The 15957-nt window shown below is 59.1% G+C and carries 30 protein-coding genes; 1 reads left to right on the top strand and 29 read right to left on the bottom strand.

The features are described 5' to 3' along the window. On the top strand, positions 1-290 hold a 290-nt coding region (locus ACPYOI_RS29480), incomplete at its 5' end, for a cytochrome b family protein (protein WP_481423730.1). On the opposite strand, the gene ACPYOI_RS29485 is transcribed toward ACPYOI_RS29480, so the two are convergent. The 29 genes from ACPYOI_RS29485 to ACPYOI_RS29625 form a co-directional block, all read right to left on the bottom strand. Continuing rightward, positions 271-771, bottom strand: a complete 501-nt coding sequence (locus ACPYOI_RS29485) for a type III-B CRISPR module-associated protein Cmr5 (protein ID WP_481417340.1) — start codon at positions 769-771, stop codon at positions 271-273. The two genes, ACPYOI_RS29480 and ACPYOI_RS29485, sit on opposite strands and share 20 nt — an antisense overlap. A 168-nt stretch (positions 772-939) precedes the next feature. Continuing rightward, positions 940-1362, bottom strand: a complete 423-nt coding sequence (gene rplQ, locus ACPYOI_RS29490) for a 50S ribosomal protein L17 (protein ID WP_168829329.1) — start codon at positions 1360-1362, stop codon at positions 940-942. Positions 1363-1407: 45 nt separating this feature from the next. Beyond that, positions 1408-2418: a DNA-directed RNA polymerase subunit alpha gene (locus ACPYOI_RS29495; protein ID WP_481417339.1), complete on the bottom strand. Its 1011-nt coding sequence runs from the start codon at positions 2416-2418 to the stop codon at positions 1408-1410. A 100-nt stretch (positions 2419-2518) separates the two neighbouring features. Further along, positions 2519-2908: a 30S ribosomal protein S11 gene (gene rpsK, locus ACPYOI_RS29500; RefSeq protein WP_022718372.1), complete on the bottom strand. Its 390-nt coding sequence runs from the start codon at positions 2906-2908 to the stop codon at positions 2519-2521. A gap of 132 nt (positions 2909-3040) precedes the next feature. Further along, positions 3041-3409: a 30S ribosomal protein S13 gene (gene rpsM / locus ACPYOI_RS29505; protein WP_168829327.1), complete on the bottom strand. Its 369-nt coding sequence runs from the start codon at positions 3407-3409 to the stop codon at positions 3041-3043. Positions 3410-3635: 226 nt separating this feature from the next. Next, complete coding sequence (locus tag ACPYOI_RS29510; RefSeq protein ID WP_481417338.1) at positions 3636-4286, bottom strand: adenylate kinase; 651 nt, start codon at positions 4284-4286, stop codon at positions 3636-3638. Next, complete coding sequence (gene secY / locus ACPYOI_RS29515) at positions 4283-5623, bottom strand: preprotein translocase subunit SecY (protein ID WP_168829325.1); 1341 nt, start codon at positions 5621-5623, stop codon at positions 4283-4285. The genes ACPYOI_RS29510 and secY overlap by 4 nt, the downstream gene beginning before the upstream one ends. 235 nt (positions 5624-5858) lie before the next feature. Continuing rightward, positions 5859-6332, bottom strand: coding sequence for a 50S ribosomal protein L15 (rplO, locus tag ACPYOI_RS29520; protein WP_168829324.1), 474 nt, complete (start codon positions 6330-6332; stop codon positions 5859-5861). A 16-nt stretch (positions 6333-6348) separates the two neighbouring features. Then, positions 6349-6558 (bottom strand): 50S ribosomal protein L30, encoded by a 210-nt coding sequence (gene rpmD / locus ACPYOI_RS29525; RefSeq protein ID WP_168829323.1) that lies wholly within the window; start codon positions 6556-6558, stop codon positions 6349-6351. Between the two features lie 14 nt (positions 6559-6572). Then, the gene (rpsE, locus tag ACPYOI_RS29530; protein ID WP_481417337.1) at positions 6573-7142 is read right to left on the bottom strand and encodes a 30S ribosomal protein S5; all 570 of its coding nucleotides are present in this window, start codon (positions 7140-7142) and stop codon (positions 6573-6575) included. Positions 7143-7273: 131 nt separating this feature from the next. After that, the gene (gene rplR, locus ACPYOI_RS29535; protein WP_168829322.1) at positions 7274-7636 is read right to left on the bottom strand and encodes a 50S ribosomal protein L18; all 363 of its coding nucleotides are present in this window, start codon (positions 7634-7636) and stop codon (positions 7274-7276) included. Between the two features lie 12 nt (positions 7637-7648). Next, the gene (rplF, locus tag ACPYOI_RS29540; protein WP_088691790.1) at positions 7649-8182 is read right to left on the bottom strand and encodes a 50S ribosomal protein L6; all 534 of its coding nucleotides are present in this window, start codon (positions 8180-8182) and stop codon (positions 7649-7651) included. Between the two features lie 42 nt (positions 8183-8224). After that, positions 8225-8623, bottom strand: coding sequence for a 30S ribosomal protein S8 (rpsH, locus tag ACPYOI_RS29545; RefSeq protein ID WP_003547562.1), 399 nt, complete (start codon positions 8621-8623; stop codon positions 8225-8227). A gap of 12 nt (positions 8624-8635) precedes the next feature. Then, positions 8636-8941: a 30S ribosomal protein S14 gene (gene rpsN / locus ACPYOI_RS29550; RefSeq protein WP_018115514.1), complete on the bottom strand. Its 306-nt coding sequence runs from the start codon at positions 8939-8941 to the stop codon at positions 8636-8638. A 32-nt stretch (positions 8942-8973) separates the two neighbouring features. After that, positions 8974-9531 carry a 50S ribosomal protein L5 gene (gene rplE / locus ACPYOI_RS29555; RefSeq protein ID WP_037127220.1) on the bottom strand — a complete coding sequence of 186 codons (558 nt, stop codon included), beginning with the start codon at positions 9529-9531 and terminating at the stop codon, positions 8974-8976. Then, a complete protein-coding gene (gene rplX, locus ACPYOI_RS29560) occupies positions 9531-9833 on the bottom strand; it encodes a 50S ribosomal protein L24 (RefSeq protein WP_168829320.1) in 303 nt (100 codons plus the stop codon). The genes rplE and rplX overlap by 1 nt, the downstream gene beginning before the upstream one ends. A 12-nt stretch (positions 9834-9845) precedes the next feature. Next, entirely contained in the window at positions 9846-10214 is a 369-nt protein-coding gene (gene rplN / locus ACPYOI_RS29565; protein ID WP_018900268.1) for a 50S ribosomal protein L14, read from the bottom strand. Positions 10215-10478: 264 nt separating this feature from the next. Further along, entirely contained in the window at positions 10479-10718 is a 240-nt protein-coding gene (gene rpsQ / locus ACPYOI_RS29570; RefSeq protein WP_168829319.1) for a 30S ribosomal protein S17, read from the bottom strand. A 12-nt stretch (positions 10719-10730) separates the two neighbouring features. Continuing rightward, a complete protein-coding gene (gene rpmC / locus ACPYOI_RS29575) occupies positions 10731-10931 on the bottom strand; it encodes a 50S ribosomal protein L29 (RefSeq protein WP_007531673.1) in 201 nt (66 codons plus the stop codon). 10 nt (positions 10932-10941) lie between these two features. Beyond that, complete coding sequence (gene rplP, locus ACPYOI_RS29580; protein ID WP_003573792.1) at positions 10942-11355, bottom strand: 50S ribosomal protein L16; 414 nt, start codon at positions 11353-11355, stop codon at positions 10942-10944. Between the two features lie 36 nt (positions 11356-11391). Next, positions 11392-12111, bottom strand: a complete 720-nt coding sequence (gene rpsC, locus ACPYOI_RS29585) for a 30S ribosomal protein S3 (protein WP_168829318.1) — start codon at positions 12109-12111, stop codon at positions 11392-11394. Next, positions 12111-12500 (bottom strand): 50S ribosomal protein L22, encoded by a 390-nt coding sequence (gene rplV, locus ACPYOI_RS29590; RefSeq protein ID WP_022718388.1) that lies wholly within the window; start codon positions 12498-12500, stop codon positions 12111-12113. The genes rpsC and rplV overlap by 1 nt, the downstream gene beginning before the upstream one ends. A gap of 2 nt (positions 12501-12502) precedes the next feature. Further along, positions 12503-12781: a 30S ribosomal protein S19 gene (rpsS, locus tag ACPYOI_RS29595; protein ID WP_003573797.1), complete on the bottom strand. Its 279-nt coding sequence runs from the start codon at positions 12779-12781 to the stop codon at positions 12503-12505. A gap of 15 nt (positions 12782-12796) precedes the next feature. After that, positions 12797-13633 (bottom strand): 50S ribosomal protein L2, encoded by an 837-nt coding sequence (gene rplB, locus ACPYOI_RS29600; protein WP_168829317.1) that lies wholly within the window; start codon positions 13631-13633, stop codon positions 12797-12799. Between the two features lie 11 nt (positions 13634-13644). Beyond that, positions 13645-13938 (bottom strand): 50S ribosomal protein L23, encoded by a 294-nt coding sequence (locus ACPYOI_RS29605; protein ID WP_022718390.1) that lies wholly within the window; start codon positions 13936-13938, stop codon positions 13645-13647. Then, entirely contained in the window at positions 13935-14555 is a 621-nt protein-coding gene (rplD, locus tag ACPYOI_RS29610; protein WP_168829316.1) for a 50S ribosomal protein L4, read from the bottom strand. Before rplD ends, ACPYOI_RS29605 begins: the two co-directional genes overlap by 4 nt. A 13-nt stretch (positions 14556-14568) precedes the next feature. Further along, complete coding sequence (gene rplC / locus ACPYOI_RS29615) at positions 14569-15210, bottom strand: 50S ribosomal protein L3 (RefSeq protein WP_008521348.1); 642 nt, start codon at positions 15208-15210, stop codon at positions 14569-14571. A gap of 34 nt (positions 15211-15244) precedes the next feature. Then, on the bottom strand, positions 15245-15553 hold the full coding sequence (rpsJ, locus tag ACPYOI_RS29620) for a 30S ribosomal protein S10 (protein ID WP_003547547.1): 309 nt from the start codon (positions 15551-15553) through the stop codon (positions 15245-15247). 308 nt (positions 15554-15861) lie between these two features. Beyond that, on the bottom strand, positions 15862-15957 hold a 96-nt coding region (locus ACPYOI_RS29625), incomplete at its 5' end, for an EF-Tu C-terminal domain-related protein (protein ID WP_131614796.1).

A 15957-nucleotide genomic window follows, 5' to 3' on the forward strand; every position in this document is an offset into this window, starting at 1 on the left:
GCGGCCTGGCACTTCTGGTCCCGCTTGCGGTGACGTCCAACAATTTCTCGATTCGCCGCCTCGGCCAGAACTGGATCAGGCTGCACCGCCTCGTCTACATCGTGGCAGCCTGCGGCGCGCTGCACTTTTCGCTGTCCACCAAGGTCTTCGGCCTCGAGCAATCGATCTATATCGTCCTGCTGATCCTCATGATCCTCTATCGGTCCTACCGGCCGATCGCGCGCAGTAAGAAGAAACAAAGTCAGGGGCGCACGCGCGGCCGGACGGAAGCTAAACCAGTACGGATATAAGCCGCAGGAGCGAAACGCCGCCAAGCGCCGCACATCCGATCGAGCAAACAATGAAGATAACTGCTGTCCAGCGGCAAATGTCGCCGATGGCATTAGCGATCTTGCTTCGCTTTGTGTGGCGGACGTATGGGCTCTCATAGTGATGCGTGAAATTGGAGTTCGCGTCGAAATAAGCCAACTGACTGAAATACGCCAACCCCGGGGCGACAACCGTGAGAAGCAACGCCGCTAAGAGCCATGTCAGTACGTTGGAAAACTGCTGATTTGCTCCAGCGCTGGCGGAAATCAATTGATGATTTGCGCTGTAGAAGGCGAGAGCAGCAGCTAGTCCGCCAGCAGAAACAAATGCAGGCGCTTTCATTGCTGCCAAAGCGAATGCTTGAACCTGACCGTTATGCGCTTCTGCTCCTTTACGCGCAAAGTCATGTGCCCTCTCGGCTGTCTTAATTCGAAGATCAAATTCCTTTTCAGTCTCTTGCATACGCGCACCCAATTATGACCTAGCTATAATCACAACGTTATACCAGTTACAGCTGTAGAAAATAATATATGCAACGCAAGTTTTAGGGCGGCGCTAGCATCTTTCACAAACAAAAACAGCCGGGCTTTGCAGCCCGGCTGTTTTGCTTCCGGCGAACCGGATGATTGATTAAGCGGCTGCGGCCTGCTCTTCGGCGGCGACGCGGGCCTTGTCGGCTGCGCCCTTCGCGTAGGTGTCGCGGTCAACGAATTCGATGACGGCGAGAGCGGCGTTGTCGCCCTGGCGGAAGCCGGCCTTCATGATACGCAGGTAGCCGCCGTTGCGGGTTGCGTAACGCGAAGCGATCGTGTCGAAAAGCTTCGAAACGACTGCGGCGTCCTTGATCTGCGAGATCGCCTGGCGGCGAGCGTGCAGGTCGCCGCGCTTGCCGAGGGTGACGAGCTTCTCAACGATCGGACGGATTTCCTTTGCCTTCGGCAGGGTCGTCACGATCTGCTCATGGGTGATGAGCGAAGCCGCCATGTTGGCGAACATCGCCTTGCGGTGGCTTGCGGTTCTATTCAGCTTGCGGCCGGCTTTACCGTGGCGCATGGCTATTCTCCTTCACTTGCAGGCATTCGCCTGCCGTTTGAATGTTTAGTACTGGTCTTCGTACCGCTTGGCGAGATCTTCGATGTTCTCGGGCGGCCATGCCGGCACTTCCATCCCGAGGTGCAGGCCCATGGAAGCGAGAACTTCCTTGATTTCGTTCAGCGACTTGCGACCAAAATTCGGCGTGCGGAGCATTTCTGCTTCGGTCTTCTGAATGAGGTCGCCGATGTAGACGATGTTGTCGTTCTTCAGGCAGTTTGCCGAGCGAACCGACAGTTCGAGTTCGTCTACCTTCTTCAGGAGCGCCGGGTTGAAAGCAAGTTCGGTGACTGCTTCTTCTTCGGCTTCCTTCTGCGGCTCGTCGAAGTTGACGAAGACGCCAAGCTGGTCCTGCAGGATGCGAGCCGCAAACGCGACGGCATCTTCGCCGGAAACCGAGCCATCGGTTTCGATGGTCATCGACAGCTTGTCGTAGTCGAGAACCTGTCCTTCGCGGGTGTTTTCAACCTTGTAGGACACCTTCTTGACCGGCGAATAGAGGCTGTCGACCGGGATAAGGCCGATCGGAGCATCTTCCGCACGATTGCGTTCGGCCGGAACGTAGCCCTTGCCGTTGTTGACCGTGAATTCCATGCGGATTTCGGCGCCCTCATCGAGCGTGCAGATGACATGCTCGGGGTTGAGGATTTCGATATCGCCGACCGTCTGGATGTCGCCAGCCGTCACAACGCCCGGGCCCTGCTTGCGGACGACCATGCGCTTTGCGTCATCGCCATCCATCTTGATGGCGATTTCCTTGATGTTGAGCACGATGTCCGTGACGTCTTCGCGGACGCCCGGAATCGAGGAGAACTCGTGCAGTACGCCGTCGATCTGCACGGCCGTAACAGCAGCACCGCGCAGCGACGAGAGCAGAACGCGACGAAGCGCGTTCCCGAGGGTCAGGCCGAAACCGCGCTCCAGCGGCTCTGCAACGAGCGTCGCCTTGGTGCGCGAGTTGGAAGAGAACTCGACCTTGTTCGGCTTGATCAATTCCTGCCAGTTTTTCTGAATCATTGTTTTGCCTTCCGTTCGTTGCCACCATCCAATCGTGGCAACCGAGCTTGAGAAGCACCGGGAGCGAAAAACCGCTCACCGGTGTTGTGATTGGCGATGATCAGACGCGGCGCTTCTTGCGCGGGCGGCAGCCATTGTGCGGGATCGGCGTCACGTCGCGGATAGACGTGATCATGAAACCAGCAGCCTGGAGCGCGCGCAGAGCGGATTCACGACCGGAACCCGGACCGCAAACTTCGACTTCCAGCGACTTCATGCCATGTTCCTGCGCCTTCTTGGCAGCATCTTCAGCAGCGATCTGGGCAGCAAACGGGGTCGACTTGCGCGAACCCTTGAAGCCCTTGGCACCAGCCGACGACCAGGCGATTGCGTTGCCCTGTGCGTCGGTGATGGTGATCATCGTGTTGTTGAAGGTCGAGTTGACGTGCGCCACACCCGATGAAATGTTTTTACGTTCGCGACGGCGAACGCGGACGGCTTCCTTGGCCATTGTATCCCTTTCTTGGATATCCTCACCGCCGTAATGCCAGCGGCTACACCGGAACGGCACCCCTTAGGGCGCCGCTCCAAACTCAAAAGAGGCCGGCGGACCGCCAGCCTCCCCTTCCCGGTTTCCCGGAAATTACTTCTTCTTACCAGCGATCGCCTTTGCCGGACCCTTGCGGGTGCGGGCATTGGTGTGCGTACGCTGACCGCGAACCGGCAGGCCGCGACGATGGCGCAGGCCGCGGTAGGAGCCAAGGTCCATCAGACGCTTGATGTTCATCGAGGTTTCGCGACGAAGGTCACCCTCGACCTGATAGTCACGGTCAATGGTTTCGCGGATCTGAAGAACTTCAGCGTCCGTGAGCTGGTGCACGCGGCGATCAGCCGGGATACCGACTTTCTCGACGATTTCCTGTGCGAATTTCGAACCGATCCCGTGAATGTAGGTCAGCGCGATAACGACGCGCTTCGCAGTCGGGATGTTGACGCCAGCGATACGTGCCACGCCTATTCTCCTTGAGTTCCAGTTGCCATCCGGCAAGAGGGCTTCGTTACGCCGCCCTCCGAAGGGCCGCTCGTTCAAATTTGGGTTCGTAACATGTCAAAACGACCGAACCCGGACTTCCTTTGGGAAATCCGCGCCGATCGCATCGAATGTCGCGAGTTGGCGCGGTGTTTAGCGGAATCAGTGCCGAAAGGCAACCGGTCCCGCCAAGTTTATTTTCAAAGCCTTACAGCTTCGAAAGAATGGCCTCGACCTGTTGAGTGACGTGGTCCATGTCGGCCATGCCATCCACGCTCCTGAGCTTCCCCTTGGCGTGATAATAGCCAATCAACGGCGACGTCTCTTTATAGTAGACCTGAAGCCGCGCCGTCATTGTTTCAGGATTATCGTCCGGGCGGCGCTTGAAATGCGTCGAACCGCACTTGTCGCACACACCTTCCTGCACCGGACGCTTGTCGGTGTCATGGTAAACGCTGCCGCACTGGGCGCAGGAATAGCGCCCCGCAACGCGGCGCACCAGTTCGGCGTCATCAACCTTCAGCTCGATGACGACCGACAGATCGAGCCCCTTGGCGCGAAGCATCTCCTCGGTGGCATCCGCCTGGACAAGCGTCCGCGGAAAACCGTCGAGAATGAAGCCGTTTTCACAATCGGGCTGATCGATACGTTCGGAAACGATGGCGTTGACGATCTCATCGGAGACAAGCTTGCCGGCGTCCATGACAGCCTTTGCCCGCTTGCCGACCTCCGTGCCAGCCTGGACGGCAGCACGGAGCATGTCGCCCGTGGAAAGTTGCGGAATGCCGTACTTCTCCACGATCCTCTGGGCCTGGGTCCCCTTGCCCGCACCCGGCGGCCCCAAAAGTATAAGTCTCATCGCCCCCTCTTACCTCCGCGCAACTTCGATTTCTTGATCAGGCCTTCGTACTGCTGTGCTATCAGGTGGCCCTGAATCTGTGCCACCGTATCAAGAGTTACGCTAACCACGATCAAAAGCGAAGTGCCACCAAGGGATAATGGGATGCCAGTTTGCGACACCAGTATCTCGGGCAGGATGCAGACGAAGACGAGATAGATCGCGCCGATGACCGTGATTCGGGTCAGGACGTAATCGATATATTCGGCGGTGCGCTCACCCGGACGGATGCCCGGAATGAAGCCGCCATGTTTTTTCAGGTTATCGGCCGTGTCCTTCGGATTGAAGACGATGGCCGTGTAGAAGAAGGCGAAGAAGGCAATCAGTCCGGCGTACAGCAGCATGTAGAGCGGCTGCCCGTGGCCCAGCGCTGCGACGATCGCCGTCGCCCAGGACGGCATGGCCGCCGTATTGGCAAAGCCTGCGAGAGTTGCCGGCAGAAGCAGCAGCGACGAGGCAAAGATCGCCGGGATAACGCCAGAGGTGTTGAGCTTCAGCGGCAGGTGCGAGGTATCACCCTGGAACATGCGGTTGCCGACCTGACGCTTCGGATACTGGATCAGCAGGCGGCGCTGGGCGCGTTCGACGAAGACGATGACGCCAATAACGCCGATTGCGATCACGATGACGGCAAGAATGAGCGTCGTCGAAAGTGCACCGGTGCGGCCGAGTTCCAGCGTACCGCCCACAGCCTGCGGAAGGCCGGCGGCGATGCCGGCGAAGATGATCAGCGAAATTCCGTTGCCGATGCCGCGCGAGGTGATCTGCTCGCCAAGCCACATCAGGAACATCGTGCCGCCGAGCAGCGTGATAACGGTGGAAATACGGAAGAACCAGCCTGGATCGACCACCAGACCGTTGCCGCTTTCGAGGCCGACTGCGATGCCGTAGGCCTGAAGCGCGCCGAGCAGCACGGTGCCGTAACGGGTGTACTGGTTGATGACCTTGCGGCCCTGCTCGCCTTCCTTCTTCAGGTTCTCGAGCGCAGGCACGACCGACGTCATCAACTGTACGATGATCGAGGCAGAGATATAAGGCATGATGCCGAGCGCGAAAATCGCCATGCGCTGGACGGCGCCGCCCGAGAACATGTTGAAGAGACCGAGAATGCCGCCCGCCTGGCCGCGGAAGGCCTGGGCATAGGCTTCGGGGTGCAGGCCCGGAAGCGGAATGTGCGTACCAAGACGATAGACGAGGAGAGCTGCCAGCGTGAACCACAGGCGCTTCTTGAGATCCTCAGCCTTGGCGAAGGTCGAAAAATTAAGATTGGAGGCCAACTGTTCCGCTGCAGATGCCATGCGATTCTCCGCGCTACCCATTCGGGGCGCCTCGAACGAGAGCCGGCCCCAGAATCAGTACTCTAATTATTCACAACCGGGCTTCGGACGGATTGCGGGCGCAATCAATGCCTCACCCTTGATTTCATCGAAACCGGTACGCTGCGGGGTGCAACGATACAGGTTTTTGTGAGGCCCACATATGGGAGCAAAATCGCCCGGTGTGAAGCACCCCGGGCGACATATCATAAGATTATTATTCTGCCGTTGCGACAGAAAGAAGCGTGATCGAACCGCCGGCCTTTTCGATCTTCTCGACGGCGGGCTTGGAAGCGCCTGCGACCTCGAGCTTGATCTTTGCCTTCAGCTCGCCGTCAGCGAGAACGCGAACGCCGTCCTTGGCGCGGCGGATGACGCCGGCTGCCTTGAGAGCAGCGGCATCGACAGTCGCCTTGCCATCGAGCTTGCCGGCGTCGATCGCAGCCTGGATGCGTGCGAGCGAAACGACGACGAAGTCGGCCTTGAAGATGTTCGTGAAGCCGCGCTTCGGCAGACGGCGGTAGATTGGCATCTGGCCGCCTTCGAAACCGTTGATGGCGACGCCGGAACGGGACTTCTGACCCTTGACACCGCGACCACCGGTCTTGCCCGAGCCCGAACCGATACCGCGGCCGAGGCGCTTGCGGCTGTGGGTCGAACCTTCGTTGTCCTTGATTTCATTCAGTTTCATGTGCGTTCCCTCCGGCTTACTTCTCGTCGACGACGCGAACGAGATGCTGGACAGCACGGATCATGCCACGAACAGCCGGGGTATCTTCCAGCGTGCGGCGACGGTGCATCTTGTTGAGGCCCAGACCGATCAGCGTGCGCTGCTGTACGTCCGGACGGCGAATCGGGCTGCCGATCTGCTCGACGGTAACCGTCTTCGCTTCGGTCTTCTTGGTAGCCTTGGCCATGGGTCAGACTCCTCTTATTCTTCAGAGGCGTTGCCGGAGGCGGCACGGCGAGCCTGAAGCGTAGCATACTTGATGCCGCGCTGAGCTGCGATGTCCTTCGGGTGAACCTGGTGCTTCAGAGCGTCGAAGGTGGCGCGAACCATGTTGTATGGGTTCGAGGAACCGGTCGACTTGGCGACAACGTCGTGAACGCCGAGCGTTTCGAAAACGGCACGCATCGGACCACCGGCGATGATACCGGTACCGACCTTAGCAGAGCGCAGCAGAACCTTGCCGGCGCCGTGACGGCCGTGGACGTCGTGATGCAGGGTACGGCCTTCGCGCAGCGGCACGAAGATGAGCTCGCGCTTTGCGGCTTCCGTTGCCTTGCGGATGGCTTCCGGCACTTCGCGTGCCTTGCCGTGACCGAAGCCTACGCGGCCCTTCTGGTCACCGACGACGACGAGAGCGGCAAAACCGAAACGGCGGCCACCCTTGACGACCTTGGCGACGCGGTTGATCGCGACCAGCTTGTCGACGAATTCGCTATCGCGCTCTTCGCGGCTCTGGCGGTCATCCCGCGGGCCTCTTCTTTCCTGTGCCATTGTCCTTTTCCTTTTTCTTTTCCGGGTGCAACGGGCAAACAAAGCGAGGACCGCAGCGGCCTCCCATTAGGGAGCGTATGCGGTCCGGTGAGATCCGGCCGGCGCTCGAAAGCGTCCGGCCGGAAACTTGATCAGAAGGACAGACCGCCTTCGCGGGCTGCGTCTGCCAGGGCCTTGATACGGCCGTGGTAGATGAAGGCGCCACGGTCGAATACGACCTCGCTGACGCCTGCCTTCGTTGCGCGCTCTGCAACGAGCTTGCCGACGAGGGCAGCTGCTGCTGTATCAGCACCGGTCTTCAGAGAACCGCGCAGATCCTTATCGAGAGTCGAGGCAGACGCGAGCGTCTTGCCTGCAACATCGTCGATGACCTGAACGTAGATGTTCTTCGAGGAGCGATGAACCGACAGGCGCGGACGGCCATTGGCCACCGACTTGAGTTGACGGCGCACGCGGTTGGCACGACGTGCAAGTGCTTCTTTCCTGCTAGCCATTTCGCGTGATCCTTACTTCTTCTTGCCTTCTTTGCGGACAATCCGCTCTTCGGCATACTTGACGCCCTTGCCCTTGTAAGGCTCAGGACCGCGGTATTCGCGGATTTCAGCGGCAACCTGGCCGACCTGCTGCTTGTTGATGCCGGTGACGACGATTTCCGTCGGCTTCGGCACAGCGATCGTGATGCCCTGCGGCGGCTCATAAACAACGTCATGGCTGAAGCCGAGTGCCAGCTGCAGGTTCTTGCCCTGAAGCGACGCGCGGTAACCGACGCCGTTGATTTCGAGCTTGCGCTCAAAGCCGTCCTTGACGCCCTTGAAGATGTTCTCGATCATCGTGCGGGACATGCCCCACTTTGCACGAGCATCCTTCGTCTGGCTGAGCGGCGTTACGACGACCGCGTTGTTTTCGAGCTTTACGCCGACTTCGTCATTCGCGACGAAGAACAGCTCGCCCTTCGGGCCCTTTGCAGTAACCTTCTGGCCATCGACCGTAGCCGTGATCCCAGCAGGCACCTGAACGGGCTTTTTACCGATACGAGACATGTTTCAATCCTGTCTGTTCGCTATGGAGATCTCTGCGCGATCTTAGAAGACCGAGCAAAGAACCTCGCCACCAACGTTCTGTTCGCGAGCCTGGTGATCGGCCATCACGCCCTTCGGGGTAGAAAGGATGGTGATGCCGAGGCCGTTCGCGACCTGCGGAATGGACTTGACCGAGACATAAACCCGGCGGCCCGGCTTGGACACACGGCCGATCTCACGGATCACCGATGCGCCTTCGTAGTACTTCAGCTCGATGCTGAGCTCCGACTTGCCATTGCCGAAATCGACAACGGAATAGCCACGGATGTAGCCTTCGGACTGCAGGACATCGAGAACGCGTGCACGGAGCTTCGAAGCAGGCGTCGAGACCGACGACTTGCGGCGAGAAGCGCCGTTGCGGATGCGAGTGAGCATATCGCCCAACGGATCAGTCATTGTCATCTAACCTGCTCCTTACCAGCTCGACTTGACGATGCCCGGCACCTTGCCGAGATTGCCGAGTTCACGCAGCGCGATACGCGACATGCGCAGTTTGCGGTAGTATGCGCGCGGACGGCCCGATACTTCGCAACGGTTGCGAATGCGGGTCTTGGATCCATCGCGCGGCAGGGATGCCAGCTTGATCGAGGCCTTGAACCGCTCTTCGATCGGAAGAGCCTGGTTCATGATGATCGCCTTCAGAGCTGCGCGCTTGGCAGCCTGGTTTGCGACCGTATTACGGCGGCGCTTGTTCTTTTCAACTGCGCTTGTCTTCGCCATGTGCGGTTCCTTTTCTACGCTCGTCGTTACGGTTACTGACGGAACGGGAAGTTGAACTCTGTCAGCAGAGCCCGTGCTTCGTCGTCCTTCGTTGCCGTCGTGCAAACGATGATGTCCATGCCCCACATCTGATCAACCTTGTCGTAGTTGATCTCAGGGAACACAATGTGCTCCTTGATGCCCATGGCGAAGTTGCCACGGCCGTCAAAGCTTTTCGGGTTCAGGCCGCGGAAGTCGCGAACGCGCGGGAGTGCGATGTTCACGAGGCGGTCCAGGAACTCGTACATGCGAGCGCCGCGCAGGGTGACCTTTGCGCCGATCGGCATCTGCTCGCGGACCTTGAAGCCAGCGATGGAGTTGCGTGCACGGGTGATGACCGGCTTCTGGCCAGCGATAGCGGCCAGGTCGGCTGCAGCGACGGTCGGCTTCTTCGAATCAGCCGTCGCTTCACCAACACCCATGTTGATTACGATCTTGTCGAGCTTCGGGATCATCATCTCGTTGGCGTAGGAGAACTTCTCCTGCATAGCCTTACGGATACGCTCGACATATTCCTTCTTGAGCCGCGGCTCGTACTTTGCCTCAGCCATCAGATCACCTCACCGGAACGCTTGGCCACACGGACCTTCTTGCCGTCAACAACCTTGAAACCGACGCGGGTCGGCTTGCCGTCCTTATCGACGATCGCAACGTTGGAGAGGTGAACCGAGGCTTCCTTGCTGATGATGCCGGCTTCCTGGCTCTGCGTCTGGCGCTGATGGCGCTTTACGACGTTGATGCCGCGGACAACCGCACGATCTTCCTTAGGCAGAACCTGGAGGACTTCGCCGGTACGGCCCTTGTCCTTGCCTGCGAGCATGACGACTTTGTCGCCCTTACGAATCTTCTGCATCGTTCCCGCTCCTTACAGTACTTCGGGAGCCAGCGAGATGATCTTCATGTGGTTCTTGGCGCGAAGTTCGCGCGGAACCGGTCCGAAGATACGGGTGCCGATCGGCTCTTTCTTGTTGTCGATGAGGACTGCTGCATTGGTGTCGAAGCGAATGATGCTGCCATCAACGCGACGGATTTCCTTGGCGGTACGAACGACCACCGCCTTCATCACGTCACCCTTCTTCACGCGGCCGCGCGGGATCGCTTCCTTGATCGAAACGACAATAACGTCGCCGATCGAGGCATACTTGCGCTTCGAGCCGCCCAGCACCTTGATGCACATGACACGACGCGCGCCGGAATTATCCGCGACGTCGAGGTTTGTTTGCATCTGAATCATATCAGGTCGCCTTCTTGTTTTACCGGAATGGTTGGGTTTGCACCCCCTACCCCGGCATATGAAAATTGTCAGCCGCCCGAACCCGTCTCACGGACGGGCACAGATGCGGCAATAGCTTGAATAGCGCGGGAAAAATCGTGCCAAGGTGGTTTCCCGACGGGACCTTCCGTGCGCTCAAAGCAAAAGAACGCCCGGCATTCGAGCGTTCCGACGCTGCTTCATACAGAAATCTGTGCGAGACGCAAGGCCTCGCACAAAATTCTCTTACTTGCCCTGGGCGGAAACGACCGTCCAGCGCTTGTCCTTGGAGATCGGTGCGCATTCCTCGATGGAAACGGTATCGCCGATCTTGTACTGGTTGTTTTCGTCGTGGGCCTTGTACTTCTTGGAACGACGAACGGTCTTCTGAAGCAGCGGGTGAGCGAAACGGCGCTCAACGCGAACTACGACAGTCTTCTCGTTCTTGTCGCCAACGACGACGCCCTGCAGAATGCGCTTCGGCATTTTTTTCTTCCTTTACGCCTTTGCTTCTGCCGCCTTCTGGCGGGCAATGGTTTTCACGCGGGCGATGTCCTTGCGAACTTCGTTGATGCGCGAGGACTTTTCGAGCTGGCCGGTCGCCTTCTGGAAGCGCAGGTTGAACTGCTCCTTCTTGAGGTCGGCAAGCTTGTCCTTGAGCTGATCGGCCGTGAGGCCGCGGACTTCTTCGGCTTTCATCTGCCTCTCCTTACTCTGCAATGCGCTGAACGAAGCGCGTCTTGACCGAGAGCTTGGCGGAGCCGAGGCGCAGCGCCTCGCGGGCGATCTCTTCGCTGACGCCGTCGATCTCGAACATCATACGGCCGGGCTTGACCTTGCATGCCCAGTATTCAACGGAGCCCTTACCCTTACCCATGCGGACTTCGGTCGGCTTTGCGGTTACCGGAACATCCGGGAACACGCGGATCCATACACGGCCGGCACGCTTCATGTAGCGCGTGATCGCGCGGCGGGCCGCTTCGATCTCGCGTGCATTGACGCGGTTGGGCTCCTGAGCCTTCAGGCCGAATTCACCGAAGGCGAGGTCGGAACCTCCCTTGGCAACGCCCTTGATGCGGCCCTTGAATTGCTTGCGGTACTTGGTACGCTTTGGCTGCAACATTTTCTTATTCTCCGAACTTCTTTGCCACCAACGCTATCAAGCGTTGTCGCGGCGACGATCGCGGTCGCGGCTTGCCGGACCCTGAGCGTCACCCTCGAGTGCGCGGCGCTCGGAGGCCATCGGATCGTGCTCAAGGATTTCGCCCTTGAAGATCCAGACCTTGATGCCGCAGATGCCGAATGCGGTTTCAGCTTCAGCCGTACCGTAATCGATGTCCGCACGCAGGGTGTGCAGCGGAACGCGGCCTTCGCGGTACCATTCGGTACGAGCGATTTCCGCACCGCCAAGACGGCCCGCGCAGGTGATCTTGATGCCTTCGGCGCCAAGACGCATTGCAGACTGAACAGCGCGCTTCATGGCGCGGCGGAAAGCCACGCGGCGTTCGAGCTGCTGGGCGATCGACTGTGCGACGAGCGTCGCGTCGACTTCCGGCTTGCGCACTTCAACGATGTTGAGGTGCGTTTCGGAGCTCGTCATGTCCGACAGCTTCTTGCGGAGCTTGTCGATGTCTGCACCCTTCTTGCCGATGATCAGACCCGGGCGAGCCGAGTGGATCGTGACGCGGCACTTCTTGTGCGGACGCTCGATGACGACCTTTGCGATACCAGCCTGCTTCAGTTCGCTCATGACGAACTTGCGCATCTTCAGGTCTTCGTGCAGCAGCTGACCATACTCGGCATTGTCCGCGAACCAGCGGCTATCCCAGGTACGGTTGATGCCAAGACGGAAACCGATTGGATTGATTTTCTGACCCATTATGCGGCCTCCTCTTGTGCCTGCACTTCGCGGACAACAATCGTCAGGTGCGCGAACGGCTTCTCGATGCGAGATGCACGGCCGCGGCCACGAGCGTGGAAACGCTTCATGACGATCGACTTGCCAACGTAGGCTTCTGCGACGACCAGCGAGTCAACGTCGAGATCGTGGTTGTTCTCAGCGTTGGCGATCGCGGATTCCAGCGTCTTCTTGACGGCGCCTGCGATGCGCTTGCGGGAGAATTCCAGCTCAGCGAGTGCGCGGTCAACCTTCTTGCCGCGGATGGCCGCAGCAACCAGGTTGAGCTTCTGTGGGCTGACGCGGAGCGTGCGGGCGACTGCTTGCGCCTCGTTGTCCTTCAGCCGGCGTTCGGCTTTTGCCTTGCCCATTGTTACTTCCTCTTTGCCTTCTTGTCCGCACCGTGACCGTAGTAGGTACGGGTCGGAGAGAATTCACCGAACTTGTGGCCGACCATGTCTTCATTGACGCTGACCGGAATATGCTTGCTGCCGTTGTAGACGCCGAAGGTCAGACCCACGAACTGCGGCAGGATCGTGGAGCGACGGCTCCAGATCTTGATTACTTCTGCACGTCCGCCTTCACGAACCTTCTCAGCCTTCTTGAGAAGATAGCCGTCAACGAACGGACCTTTCCATACTGAACGAGCCATTGGAGACTTCCTCTCTTACTTCTTACGCTGATGACGCGAGCGCATGATCATCTTGTCGGTCGACTTGTTCGACCGGGTGCGCTTGCCCTTGGTCGGCTTGCCCCACGGGGTAACCGGATGACGGCCACCCGAGGTGCGGCCTTCACCACCGCCGTGCGGATGGTCGACCGGGTTCATGACGACGCCGCGGTTATGCGGACGCTTGCCGCGCCAAACCGTACGACCGGCCTTGCCGTCGTTGATGTTGGCATGGTCAGGGTTGGAAACGGCGCCGATCGAAGCAAGGCAGGAGCCATGAACGAGGCGCTGTTCGCCCGAGTTCAGGCGAAGGATCGCCATGCCGGCATCGCGACCGACGAGCTGTGCGTAACCGCCAGCCGAACGTGCGATCTGACCACCCTTGCCCGGCTTCATTTCCACGTTGTGGATGATGGTGCCGACCGGGATGAATTGCAGCGGCATGGTGTTGCCGGGCTTTACGTCGACAGCCTTTTCCGAAGCGATGACCTTGTCGCCGGCAGCGAGGCGCTGCGGAGCGAGGATATAAGCCTTCTCACCATCAGCATAGGTCACCAGCGCAATGAAAGCCGTGCGGTTCGGATCGTATTCGATACGCTCAACGGTGCCTTCGAGATCGAACTTGCGACGCTTGAAGTCGACCAGACGATAAGTGCGCTTGTGACCGCCGCCGATGAAACGGGCGGTGATGCGGCCGAGGTTGTTACGACCGCCGCTCTTGGTCAGACCTTCCGTCAGCGTCTTGACCGGCTTGCCCTTGTAGAGCGAAGAGCGGTCGACGATGACCAGCTGGCGCTGGCTCGGGGTCGTCGGATTGAATGTTTTCAATGCCATTTTCTTAATCCTCAGAGACCGGTGGAGACGTCGATCGTCTGGCCTTCAGCCAGCGTCACGACAGCCTTCTTCACGTCCTTCTGCTTGCCGACAAAACCGCGGAAACGCTTGGTCTTGCCCTTGCGGAGCAGAGTGTTGACGGCCGTGACCTTGACGCCGAAGAGCGCCTCGACTGCAGCCTTGATTTCCGGCTTCGTGGCCGCCTTGGCGACATTGAAAACAACCTGGTTGTTTTCCGATACCAGAGTGGACTTTTCGGTGATCGCCGGCGAGACGATCACATCGTAGTGGCGAAGATCGGTCACTTGAAACGCTCCTCTAGAGCTTCAACGGCAGCCTTGGAAAGCACGAGCTTGCCGCGGCGCACGATGTCGTAAACGTTGATGCCCTGGATCGGCAGAACATCGATGTTCGGGATGTTCTGGGCAGCGAGCTTGAAGTTGCCGTCGAGCTCAGCGCCGCCGATGAAGAGCGCATTGGTCAGGCCGAGCGTCTCGAAAGTCGCGGCCAGAGCCTTGGTCTTTGCTTCTGTAGCAACGAGGTTGTCGATGATGATGACATCATCGGCCTTCAGCTTTGCCGAAAGAGCGTGACGCAGGCCGAGAGCGCGAACCTTCTTGGGAAGGTCATGCTCGTGGCTGCGGGCGACAGGTCCATGAGCCTTACCACCGCCGCGGAACTGCGGAGCGCGAGCCGAATGGTGACGAGCGCGGCCCGTACCCTTCTGCTTGTACATCTTGGCGCCGGTGCGCGCGACGTCTGCGCGGCCCTTTGCCTGGTGCGTGCCCTGCTGCTTCTTGGCAAGCTGCCAGCGGATGACGCGGGCGAGGATGTCCTGGCGGGGCTCGAGGCCGAAAATTGCGTCAGAGAGAGAAACCTTCCCTGCGTCTTTTCCCTCGAGGGTCTTGACGTTGAATTCCATTGGTCCGGCTCCCTTACTTCGCTGCCGACTTGACGGCATCGCGCACGATGATCCAGGCACCCTTGGAACCGGGTACTGCACCCTTGATCAGGATCAGACCGCGATCTTCATCGGTCGAAACCACTTCCAGGTTCTGGGTCGTTACGCGCGTCTGGCCCATGTGACCAGCCATCTTCTTGTTCTTGAAAACCTTACCCGGATCCTGGCGCGAACCCGTCGAACCATGCGAGCGGTGCGAAACAGACACACCGTGCGTAGCGCGCAGACCGCCGAAGCCGTGGCGCTTCATGGCGCCGGCAAAGCCCTTACCGATGGTCGTGCCCGTCACGTCGACAAGCTGACCTGCTGCGAAGTGACCAGCCTTGAGCTCGGTGCCAATTTCAAGCAGGTTGTCTTCCGAAACGCGGAATTCCTGGAGCTTGGCCTTCGGCTCGACGTTGGCAACGGCAAAGTTGCCGCGCATCGCCTTGGACGTGTTCTTAACCTTCGCCTGGCCAGCACCGAGCTGAACTGCGGTATAGCCATTCTTTTCTACAGTGCGCGTCGCGACGACCTGGCAGCCGTCCATACGCAGTACCGTTACCGGAACATGTTCACCTGCGTCGTTGTAGACGCGGGTCATGCCCACCTTCTGTGCAATCACACCTGAACGCATCGGTTCAATCCTTCCAAATCCGCTCGAGCAAAGCTCAGAGCTTGATCTCAACATCGACACCGGCGGCGAGATCGAGCTTCATCAGCGCGTCTACCGTCTGCGGGGTCGGGTCTACGATGTCGAGGAGGCGCTTATGCGTGCGCATCTCGAACTGCTCGCGGCTCTTCTTGTCGATGTGCGGGGACCGGTTGACCGTAAACTTCTCGATGCGGGTCGGAAGCGGAACGGGGCCCCGGACACTAGCTCCGGTGCGCTTCGCCGTCGACACAATCTCGCGCGTGGAAGCATCGAGAATTCGGTGATCGAACGCCTTCAGGCGAATGCGGATATTTTGGCCGTTCATTCGACGTTATCCTTGTCTTTGTTTCCCACGTGCCTGTCAGGCAGGACACGGGTTGTTCTTTTTCCTAAGGCGGACCACCGGTTTCAAAGATCGAGAGGGACACCGGAATGCGGTATCCCTATCCAGTCTTCAGGCCTTACGGCCACCTTATTGTTCGTTGTATTCCCCCGCTTCAGTGAACGAAGCAGGGCGCAAATCGCGCTCGCGCGCCATTTGCTACATTTTTATGTCATAAGCAAGCGGCTATCCGCCGCTTGCTTAAAAGATTTCCATGCAATCGGCGCAGACCAGGTCTGCGCCGAATTCCATTATTCTACGATGCTTGCAACGATGCCGGCGCCGACGGTGCGGCCGCCTTCGCGGATGGCGAAGCGCAGCTTTTCTTCCATGGCGATCGGAACGAT

The organism is Rhizobium sp. SVR5-2C (assembly GCF_056755115.1).

Excerpts from the sequence above, each read along its gene's own strand:
- ACPYOI_RS29485 (WP_481417340.1), bottom strand. The coding sequence starts at position 771 with ATGCAAGAGACTGAAAAGGAATTTGATCTTCGAATTAAGACAGCCGAG.
- rplQ (WP_168829329.1), bottom strand. The coding sequence starts at position 1,362 with ATGCGCCACGGTAAAGCCGGCCGCAAGCTGAATAGAACCGCAAGCCAC.
- ACPYOI_RS29495 (WP_481417339.1), bottom strand. The coding sequence starts at position 2,418 with ATGATTCAGAAAAACTGGCAGGAATTGATCAAGCCGAACAAGGTCGAG.
- rpsK (WP_022718372.1), bottom strand. The coding sequence starts at position 2,908 with ATGGCCAAGGAAGCCGTCCGCGTTCGCCGTCGCGAACGTAAAAACATT.
- ACPYOI_RS29510 (WP_481417338.1), bottom strand. The coding sequence starts at position 4,286 with ATGAGACTTATACTTTTGGGGCCGCCGGGTGCGGGCAAGGGGACCCAG.
- secY (WP_168829325.1), bottom strand. The coding sequence starts at position 5,623 with ATGGCATCTGCAGCGGAACAGTTGGCCTCCAATCTTAATTTTTCGACC.
- rplO (WP_168829324.1), bottom strand. The coding sequence starts at position 6,332 with ATGAAACTGAATGAAATCAAGGACAACGAAGGTTCGACCCACAGCCGC.
- rpmD (WP_168829323.1), bottom strand. The coding sequence starts at position 6,558 with ATGGCCAAGGCTACCAAGAAGACCGAAGCGAAGACGGTTACCGTCGAG.
- rpsE (WP_481417337.1), bottom strand. The coding sequence starts at position 7,142 with ATGGCACAGGAAAGAAGAGGCCCGCGGGATGACCGCCAGAGCCGCGAA.
- rplR (WP_168829322.1), bottom strand. The coding sequence starts at position 7,636 with ATGGCTAGCAGGAAAGAAGCACTTGCACGTCGTGCCAACCGCGTGCGC.
- rplF (WP_088691790.1), bottom strand. The coding sequence starts at position 8,182 with ATGTCTCGTATCGGTAAAAAGCCCGTTCAGGTGCCTGCTGGGATCACG.
- rpsH (WP_003547562.1), bottom strand. The coding sequence starts at position 8,623 with ATGACAATGACTGATCCGTTGGGCGATATGCTCACTCGCATCCGCAAC.
- rpsN (WP_018115514.1), bottom strand. The coding sequence starts at position 8,941 with ATGGCGAAGACAAGCGCAGTTGAAAAGAACAAGCGCCGCCGTAATACG.
- rplE (WP_037127220.1), bottom strand. The coding sequence starts at position 9,531 with ATGGCTGAGGCAAAGTACGAGCCGCGGCTCAAGAAGGAATATGTCGAG.
- rplX (WP_168829320.1), bottom strand. The coding sequence starts at position 9,833 with ATGCAGAAGATTCGTAAGGGCGACAAAGTCGTCATGCTCGCAGGCAAG.
- rplN (WP_018900268.1), bottom strand. The coding sequence starts at position 10,214 with ATGATTCAGATGCAAACAAACCTCGACGTCGCGGATAATTCCGGCGCG.
- rpsQ (WP_168829319.1), bottom strand. The coding sequence starts at position 10,718 with ATGCCGAAGCGCATTCTGCAGGGCGTCGTCGTTGGCGACAAGAACGAG.
- rpmC (WP_007531673.1), bottom strand. The coding sequence starts at position 10,931 with ATGAAAGCCGAAGAAGTCCGCGGCCTCACGGCCGATCAGCTCAAGGAC.
- rplP (WP_003573792.1), bottom strand. The coding sequence starts at position 11,355 with ATGTTGCAGCCAAAGCGTACCAAGTACCGCAAGCAATTCAAGGGCCGC.
- rpsC (WP_168829318.1), bottom strand. The coding sequence starts at position 12,111 with ATGGGTCAGAAAATCAATCCAATCGGTTTCCGTCTTGGCATCAACCGT.
- rplV (WP_022718388.1), bottom strand. The coding sequence starts at position 12,500 with ATGGGCAAGGCAAAAGCCGAACGCCGGCTGAAGGACAACGAGGCGCAA.
- rpsS (WP_003573797.1), bottom strand. The coding sequence starts at position 12,781 with ATGGCTCGTTCAGTATGGAAAGGTCCGTTCGTTGACGGCTATCTTCTC.
- rplB (WP_168829317.1), bottom strand. The coding sequence starts at position 13,633 with ATGGCATTGAAAACATTCAATCCGACGACCCCGAGCCAGCGCCAGCTG.
- rplD (WP_168829316.1), bottom strand. The coding sequence starts at position 14,555 with ATGGAATTCAACGTCAAGACCCTCGAGGGAAAAGACGCAGGGAAGGTT.
- rplC (WP_008521348.1), bottom strand. The coding sequence starts at position 15,210 with ATGCGTTCAGGTGTGATTGCACAGAAGGTGGGCATGACCCGCGTCTAC.
- rpsJ (WP_003547547.1), bottom strand. The coding sequence starts at position 15,553 with ATGAACGGCCAAAATATCCGCATTCGCCTGAAGGCGTTCGATCACCGA.